This window comes from Streptomyces sp. NPDC001717, from assembly GCF_042892775.1.
GTDB lineage: Bacteria > Actinomycetota > Actinomycetes > Streptomycetales > Streptomycetaceae > Streptomyces.
In genome coordinates, this window is sequence record NZ_JBIAUK010000059.1 from 1 (window position 1) to 6490 (window position 6490).

Consider the following 6490-nt stretch of genomic DNA (forward strand, 5'->3'; position numbering starts at 1 on the left):
CGCCTCCACCTCGACGCCCTCGGCGTCAAGCTCACCACCCTGCGCCCCGAGCAGGCCGCCTACATCGGCGTCGACGTCGACGGTCCCTACAAGCCCGACCACTACCGCTACTAATGCGGCTTCCGATCGAAGACCGCTGACCGGCGCCCGCCCCTTCCCGACCGGGAAGGGGCGGGCGGCCGGCAGAACCTCCCCACCGCCCCGGAGGAATCCCGTGACCATCAGTGAAATAGCCCCACCCCCGATCCAGGACCGTGCCGCGGAACTCGCCGAGATCAAGGCCATGGCCATCGCCGGGCCCGACCCCAAGGCCACCGAACGGCAGCACGCCAAGGGCAAGCTGACGGCGCGGGAGCGCATCGAGGCGCTCCTCGACGAGGGCTCGTTCCAGGAGATCGAGGCCCTGCGCCGGCACCGGGCCACCGGCTTCGGCCTGGAGCACAAGAAGCCCTACACCGACGGGGTCGTCACCGGCTGGGGCACCGTCCACGGGCGGACGGTCTTCGTCTACGCACACGACTTCCGCATCTTCGGCGGAGCCCTCGGCGAGGCCCACGCGCAGAAGATCCACAAGGTGATGGACCTCGCGGTGGCCGCCGGCGCGCCCCTGGTCAGCCTCAACGACGGCGCCGGAGCCCGGATCCAGGAGGGCGTCACCGCCCTCGCCGGCTACGGCGGCATCTTCCAGCGCAACACCAAGGCCTCCGGTGTCATCCCGCAGATCTCCGTGATGCTGGGCCCGTGCGCCGGCGGCGCCGCGTACTCCCCGGCCCTCACGGACTTCGTGTTCATGGTCCGCGAGACCTCGCAGATGTTCATCACCGGCCCGGACGTGGTCCGCGCGGTGACCGGCGAGGAGATCACCCAGAACGGCCTCGGCGGCGCCGACGTGCACGCCTCGGTCTCCGGGGTCGCGGCCTTCGCCTACGACGACGAGCAGAGCTGCCTGGAGGACGTGCGATTCCTGCTGTCGCTGCTGCCCTCCAACAACCGCGAGACCGCACCCCGCGAGGAGACCGGCGACCGCGCCGACCGGCGCACCGACGCCCTGGTCAACCTCGTCCCGGCCAACCCGAACCAGTCCTACGACATCCGCAAGGTCATCGAGGAGATTGCCGACGACGGCGAGTACTTCGAGATCCAGCCCGGCTGGGCGCAGAACGTCGTCGTCGCCCTCGCCCGCTTCGACGGCCACGTCACCGGGATCGTCGCCAACCAGCCCTCCTCGATGGCCGGTGTCCTCGACATCCACGCCAGCGAGAAGGCCGCCCGCTTCGTGCAGTTCTGCGACGCCTTCAGCATCCCGCTGGTGACCCTCGTCGACGTCCCCGGCTTCCTGCCCGGCGTCGACCAGGAGCACAACGGCATCATCCGGCACGGCGCCAAGCTGCTGTACGCGTACTGCAACGCGACCGTGCCGCGGATCCAGCTGATCCTGCGCAAGGCCTACGGCGGCGCGTACATCGTCATGGACTCGCGCTCCATCGGCGCCGACGTGTCCCTGGCCTGGCCCAGCAACGAGATCGCCGTCATGGGCGCCGAGGGCGCCGCCAACGTCATCTTCCGCCGGGAGATCGCCGCGGCCGAGGACCCCGACCTCGAACGGGCGCAGAAGATCAAGGAGTACCAGACCGAGCTGATGCACCCGTACTACGCGGCCGAGCGCGGCCTCGTCGACGACGTCATCGACCCGGCCGAGACCCGATCCGCGCTCATCGGCGCCCTCGCGATGCTGCGCTCCAAGTACGCGGACATGCCGTCCCGCAAGCACGGCAACCCGCCGGTGTGACGGACCAGGAGGCAGCGGACCGATGACCACCCCATGGAAGATCACCGGCGGCGCCCCCTCCGCGGAGGAGACCGCCGCCCTCACCGCCGTCCTCACGGCCCTGCTGGCACGGCGGACCGCCGCCGCGCCGGCACCGGCCGCCGGGGGCCGGAGCTCCGACAGCGGCTGGCACCGCGCCCACCGCAACCCGCACGTCGCCGCGGGGACGTGGCGGTGACGGCAGGCCGCGGACACCTCACCGAGGTGGCGGAGGGCGTCCACGCGTACGTGCAGCCCGACGGCGGCTGGTGCCTGAACAACGCGGGCGTCCTCACCGACGGGCGGCGCAGCGTGCTGGTCGACACCGCCGCCACCGAGGCCCGCGCCCGGCACCTGCGCCGGGCCGCGCTGCGGCTCGCGCCGCGGCCCCCGCACGCCGTGGTCAACACCCACTTCCACGGCGACCACACCTACGGCAACTTCGTCTTCCCCGAGGCCCTGACCATCGGCCACGAGAAGACCCGCACCCTGGTGGGCGCGGCCGGGATGCACATGGCCGGACTGTGGCCGGACGTCTGCTGGGGCGACATCGCGATCGCCCCGCCCGAGCTCACCTATCAGGACCGCATGACCCTCCACGTGGGCGACGCCGTCCGCGCAGAACTCCTCCACATCGGCCCGGCCGCGCACTCCGTCGACGACACCGTGGTCTGGCTGCCCGAACAGGGCGTGCTGTTCACCGGCGACCTCGCGATGAACGGGGTCACCCCGTTCTGCGTCATGGGCTCCGTCGCGGGTTCCCTGCGGGCGCTCCAACGATTGCGCGCCCTGGGTCCGACCACGATCGTCCCCGGTCACGGCCCGGTCGGCGGCCCGGAGATCCTCGACGCCAACGAGGCGTACCTGCGCTGGGTCCAGGGCCTCGCCAAGGAGGGCGCGGCGGCCGGGGCGAGCCCCCTCGAACTCGCGCGCTCCACCGACCTCGGCCCGTACGCGGACCTGCTGGACGCGGAACGCCTGCTCCCCAACCTCCACCGCGGATACGCCGAGGAGCAGGGCCTGCCCGAGGGCACCCCGCTCGACATCGGGGCCCTCTTCGAGGAGATGACCGCCTACCACGGGCGCCCGCCCCGCTGCCTCGCGTAGGCCGCCCGGACGGCAGCGGGGCGGTTCGCGGCCGACCCGCGCGCACGAGCGGGCGCACAGGATGTGGTTCACGGCGAGCGGGCTGAACGCGGTCGGGCGCATCAGCCCGCACGGCACCGTCGGCCGCGTCCGCGCCGCCGGCTAGAGCTCCTCTTCCCGCTCCTGCCGGTCCTGGTGGTCCGGACTCAGCAGGGCCAGTACGCCCGGCAGGGCGAAGAGGACCGCCGACAGCCAGAGCGGCAGTGCCTCGACGACCACCGCGCCGGCCGGAGCCGCCACCGCCACGGCCAGCCGCCGCCCGTGCTTGCCTGCCAGGGAACGGGCGGAGGCCGTTCCCCGGCCGCCCGTACGCCCCTGCGCGGTCTCCCGCCGAATCTTCCCCATGCCTTCCACCCGCTTCCGACCCGCTGTGCCCGACTCCTTCCTCCCAGGAGAGCAAAGGCGCAGGGCGCGCACAGGGCTCACGAGGGGGGCTCACGGATTGCGACCCGGGCCCACGTGAACTCCCCTGACCTACGCTGGAGTTGTAGGGAACGTGACCGAGCCGGTCGGGCGGCGAGGGGGAGCGTGATGGCACCGCGAACAGGAACGGAAACGGGAACGGGAACACGACCGGGCATCGGCCACAAGACGAACGCCCACCTGGAGACGTTGATCTCCGAAGCGGGGATCAGCCACAAGAGGCTGGCCCACCGCCTGAACCAGATCTGCTCATCACACGGGCTGTCCACCGACTACACCCACACGTCCGTGGCGAACTGGTGTCGCAGGGGAATGAAGCCGAAGTGGCCCGTTCCCCGGTACATCTGCACCGTGCTCACGGAGAGCCTGGGACGCCCGGTCGACCTCGCCGACATCGGGATGGAGTCCGCGAACAGTGACCATACCGTCGGCCTCGGATTCCCAAGGGAGCAGCAGCACGCCCTCGCCGAAGCAACGTCGTATTGGAGTGCCTTGAACCGCCGAGACTTCCTCGCGACGGCACCGTTCGCCGTCGCGGCGTTCTCCGAACCCGTGACCCGGTGGCTGATCAGCCCGACCGAGCCCGTGGCACGCCTGAACGGCCGGACCACGGTGGAGCGCGGGCACATCGAGGAACTGCGCCAAGCGGCGGACGCGGCACGGGCCTGGGACTCGCGGTTCGGCGGGGCCGCCTGGAAGTCGCAGTCCCTGACCGAGTACCTGTACGAGCGGGTTACGCCGCTCCTGCGGGCCACGTACACCGAGCGCGACGGCCGCGACCTGTTCTCGGTCACCGCCGAAATGGCCAGGCTCGCCGGCTGGACCGCCTTCGACGCCGGGCAACACCAGACCGCCCAGCGGCACTACATCCAAGCGCTCCGGCTGGCCAAGGCCGCCGGTGACGTCCACCTCGGCTCCTACGTCCTCACCACCATGGCCATGCAGGCACTGATGCGCGGCTTCCCCTCCCAGTCGATCGACATGGCCCAGGGGGCCTTCGAGCGCGTGCCGGGCGCCGATCCCCGGGTGTTGGGGTTCGCCAAACTGATCGAGGCCCGGGCGCACGCGCGCGCCGGGGACGCCCGCTCCGCGAGCGCGGCCCTGGCCACCGCCGAGCGCCTGGAGCAGCAGGGGGCGGCCGAAGGGGCCGGCGAGCGCGCCTGGATCGCGTTCTTCAACCGCCAGCGGATCGTCACGGACGCCACCGAGATCTTCCGCGACCTCGGCCGCCCCAAGTCGACCTTCGCCTGGCACGCGCTGGGATCGATGCCCGGCGACGCCTTCGCGAGGTCGCGGGGGATCCGGCTGTCCGTCCTCGCCACCGCGCACGCGCAGCAGGGGGACTGGGAAGCAGGCCTCACCCTGGGGCGCGAGTCCTTGCGGCTCTTCAAAAGGCTCCAGACCGTACGGGGCGGTGACTACATCAAGATCTTCGCCGGCTCCCTCCACCAGTGGCGCCACGAAAAGCCGGTCGCCGCCTACCTCGCCGAAGCGAGGACCCTCACCTCCTGACGGGCGCGGCGGCACACGACAGAGGGGCCCGTAGGACACCCCGGTGTCCTACGGGCCCCTCGCGTCGGCCCGCGCTGTCATGGCGGCGGTTACCGCGGGTCGGCGTTGAACTTCGAGGCCGACCAGAAGTAGCCGAGCACCGTCAGACCCACGCACCAGGCCACGGCCAGCCACCCGTTGTTGCCGATCTCGCTGCCGAGCAGCAGCCCGCGCAGGGTCTCGATGGCCGGGGTGAAGGGCTGGTACTCGGCGATCGGCCGGAACCAGCCCGGCATCGAGTCGACCGGGACGAAGGCGCTGGACAGCAGCGGCAGCAGGATCATCGGCATCGCGTTGTTGCTCGCGGCCTCGGCGTTCGGGCTGATCAGGCCCATGCCGACGGCGATCCAGGTGAACGCCAGGGCGAAGAGCACCAGCAGTCCGAACGCCGCGAGCCATTCCAGGGCCGTCGCGTCCGTGGCCCGGAAACCGATGGCCAGACCGACGAGACCCACGAGGACCACGCTCGCGATCGACTGCAGGACGCTGCCGATGACGTGCCCGACGAGCACCGAGGGACGGTGGATCGCCATCGTCCGGAAGCGGGCGATGATGCCCTCGTTCATGTCGTTGGCGACGGAGACCGCCGTTCCGATCGTGGTGCTGCCGATGGTCATCAGCAGCAGGCCCGGAACGATGTACGCGATGTACGCGGAGCGACCGCCGCCGCCCAGGCCCGCGCTCATGGCGTCGCCGAAGATGTAGACGAAGAGCAGGAGCAGCATGATCGGCGTGAGCAGCAGGTTCAGCGTGAGGGACGGGTAGCGCCGCGCGTGCAGCAGGTTCCGCCGGAGCATCGTGGACGAGTCACGCAGGGCGAGGGAGAGGGAGCTCATCGAACAGCCTCCTTCGGCTGGTTGTTCTGGTGGGGGAGGTCGGCGTTTCCGGTCAGGGCGAAGAACACGTCGTCGAGGTCGGGGGTGTGCACGGTCAGCTCGTCGGCCTCGATGCCGGCGGAGTCGAGCCGGTCGAGGACGGAGCGCAGCGCGCGCTGGCTGCCGTCGCTCGGGATCTGGAGCGCGAGCGCCTCGTCGTCGCGGGCGGCGTCGTGGAGGGCGAGGGCGGCGGTGCGGTAGGCGGCCGGGTCGGAGAACCGGAGCCGTACGTGCCCGCCGGGGATCAGCCGCTTGAGTTCGTCGGCGGTGCCCTGGGCGGCGATCCTGCCGTCGTTGAGGACGGCGATCCGGTCGGCGAGCTCGTCGGCCTCCTCCAGGTACTGGGTCGTGAGGAAGACCGTCACCCCGTCCGCCACCAGCTCGCGGATGATCTGCCACATGTTGTGGCGGGAGCGCGGGTCGAGACCGGTGGTCGGCTCGTCGAGGAAGATGATCCGCGGGTTCCCGACCAGCGTCATCGCGATGTCCAGACGCCGCTTCATGCCGCCCGAGTAGGTCGATGCGGGCTTCTTCGCCGCCTCCACCAGATCGAACCGCTCCAGCAGTTCGGCCGCGACCCTCTTCCCTTCCGCCTTGGACAGGTGGTGCAGGTCCGCCATGAGGAGCATGTTCTCCTCGCCGGTGATCAGCCCGTCGACCGCGGAGAACTGACCGGTCACACCGATCG

General features: G+C 71.1%; 8 protein-coding genes. 5 read left to right on the forward strand and 3 right to left on the reverse strand.

The features are described from left to right. The 4 genes from ACFYZL_RS39850 to ACFYZL_RS39865 all read left to right on the forward strand — a co-directional run. Nucleotides 1-114: adenosylhomocysteinase (locus ACFYZL_RS39850; protein WP_365950301.1), on the forward strand; the 114-nt coding region annotated here is incomplete at its 5' end. A gap of 169 nt (nucleotides 115-283) precedes the next feature. Next, nucleotides 284-1789 (forward strand): acyl-CoA carboxylase subunit beta, encoded by a 1506-nt coding sequence (locus ACFYZL_RS39855; protein WP_384758695.1) that lies wholly within the window; start codon nucleotides 284-286, stop codon nucleotides 1787-1789. Nucleotides 1790-1811: 22 nt separating this feature from the next. Next, nucleotides 1812-2006, forward strand: coding sequence for an acyl-CoA carboxylase epsilon subunit (locus ACFYZL_RS39860; RefSeq protein WP_384758689.1), 195 nt, complete (start codon nucleotides 1812-1814; stop codon nucleotides 2004-2006). Beyond that, entirely contained in the window at nucleotides 2003-2914 is a 912-nt protein-coding gene (locus tag ACFYZL_RS39865) for an MBL fold metallo-hydrolase (RefSeq protein ID WP_384758686.1), read from the forward strand. Before ACFYZL_RS39860 ends, ACFYZL_RS39865 begins: the two co-directional genes overlap by 4 nt. Before the next feature lie 141 nt (nucleotides 2915-3055). On the opposite strand, the gene ACFYZL_RS39870 is transcribed toward ACFYZL_RS39865, so the two are convergent. Continuing rightward, nucleotides 3056-3298, reverse strand: a complete 243-nt coding sequence (locus ACFYZL_RS39870) for a hypothetical protein (protein WP_388686085.1) — start codon at nucleotides 3296-3298, stop codon at nucleotides 3056-3058. Nucleotides 3299-3484: 186 nt separating this feature from the next. Between ACFYZL_RS39870 and ACFYZL_RS39875 the strand changes: the two genes are divergently transcribed. After that, complete coding sequence (locus ACFYZL_RS39875) at nucleotides 3485-4888, forward strand: sporulation protein (protein WP_388686088.1); 1404 nt, start codon at nucleotides 3485-3487, stop codon at nucleotides 4886-4888. An 89-nt stretch (nucleotides 4889-4977) separates the two neighbouring features. On the opposite strand, the gene ACFYZL_RS39880 is transcribed toward ACFYZL_RS39875, so the two are convergent. Together ACFYZL_RS39880 and ACFYZL_RS39885 are read right to left on the reverse strand one after the other, a co-directional pair. After that, nucleotides 4978-5763, reverse strand: a complete 786-nt coding sequence (locus tag ACFYZL_RS39880) for an ABC transporter permease (protein WP_384578466.1) — start codon at nucleotides 5761-5763, stop codon at nucleotides 4978-4980. After that, nucleotides 5760-6490 (reverse strand): ATP-binding cassette domain-containing protein (locus tag ACFYZL_RS39885; protein WP_388686091.1); only part of this gene is annotated, 731 nt, incomplete at its 5' end. The genes ACFYZL_RS39885 and ACFYZL_RS39880, both read right to left, overlap by 4 nt.

What these genes read in the sequence shown, in the direction of transcription:
- ACFYZL_RS39855 (WP_384758695.1), top strand. Translation starts at nt 284, where the DNA reads ATGGCCATCGCCGGGCCCGACCCCAAGGCCACCGAACGGCAGCACGCC.
- ACFYZL_RS39875 (WP_388686088.1), top strand. Translation starts at nt 3,485, where the DNA reads ATGGCACCGCGAACAGGAACGGAAACGGGAACGGGAACACGACCGGGC.
- ACFYZL_RS39870 (WP_388686085.1), bottom strand. Translation starts at nt 3,298, where the DNA reads ATGGGGAAGATTCGGCGGGAGACCGCGCAGGGGCGTACGGGCGGCCGG.
- ACFYZL_RS39880 (WP_384578466.1), bottom strand. Translation starts at nt 5,763, where the DNA reads ATGAGCTCCCTCTCCCTCGCCCTGCGTGACTCGTCCACGATGCTCCGG.
- ACFYZL_RS39860 (WP_384758689.1), top strand. Translation starts at nt 1,812, where the DNA reads ATGACCACCCCATGGAAGATCACCGGCGGCGCCCCCTCCGCGGAGGAG.